Below are 985 nucleotides of genomic sequence, written 5' to 3' on the forward strand. Positions count from 1 at the left end.
TCGGTCATGCTGATCGTTTTTACCGACAATTTCAAGGGTTGGAGTGCCAAGAAAATGGCTAGCTACTGCGGTATAGCGCCCTTCTACGAGAGCTCTGGGAGCTCAGTCTTTCACAAATCCAACACAGGAGGCTACAGTAACCGACGGCTAAAAGGAATCTTGACCCAAGCAGCCCGAAGTGCCATAACTCATAACCCAACATTTAAACAGTACTACCAACGCATGAAAGCCCAAGGCAAGCCCTACGGGGTCATCCTCAACAACGTCAACAATAAGCTCCTCCACATCCTCTTCTCGCTGGTTGCGCACGACTGCGACTTCGAGCTAGACCACGAGGCGAAGAGAGCTCTACGAGCCTAGTCCAAGGAAGGAAAATCTCCGCTCCGGGAGCGCCCCCGCGGCAAGGGGTGGGAGCCCCCACCCCGACGAGCGGGTTCCCGAAGAGAAGTCGACCGAGCATCCAAGACGAAAAAACTTCGCTTTTTACTTGCATTTGAACTTAGAAAGCAACCGTTACACGTCTCGCCTTGACACAACGGACGCACGACCGTGCGTCCCTACAACCGTTACACGTCTCGCCTTGACACAACGGACGCACGACCGTGCGTCCCTACAACCGTTACACGTCTCGCTGTACTACAACGGACGCACGACCGTGCGTCCCTACGACCGTTACTCGTCTCGCTTTGACGGAGACGGACGCACGACCGTGCGTCCCTACAACCGTTACTCGTCTCGCTTTGACACAACGGACGCCCTCTCGCTAGAGACTCCTGTGCATTCCTACGGTTTCCATCGCAACGCGCTCTATCTATGTACGATATCGCTCGTGCTCCCATGTACCCCGCAAACCTCTTAAAGGAGGAAATCAGCGGATTGCGAAAAAAGTTGCCCCAAGTGCTTGCAGTATTCAGAAAAAGTTGTACCTTTGCATCACAGTTCAGGAAGGAAGCCCCTATGGCACTCCAGAATGAAGCTTGACTTC

The 985-nt window shown here is 53.7% G+C and carries 2 protein-coding genes; both read left to right on the top strand.

Annotated elements, in window-relative coordinates:
* On the top strand, window positions 1-360 hold a 360-nt coding region (locus PORUE0001_RS08090), incomplete at its 5' end, for a transposase (RefSeq protein WP_007365960.1).
* A gap of 133 nt (window positions 361-493) precedes the next feature.
* Entirely contained in the window at window positions 494-859 is a 366-nt protein-coding gene (locus PORUE0001_RS10645; protein ID WP_157750204.1) for a hypothetical protein, read from the top strand.
* Window positions 860-985 lie beyond the last annotated feature (126 nt).

Source organism: Porphyromonas uenonis 60-3, from assembly GCF_000174775.1.
GTDB lineage: Bacteria > Bacteroidota > Bacteroidia > Bacteroidales > Porphyromonadaceae > Porphyromonas > Porphyromonas uenonis_A.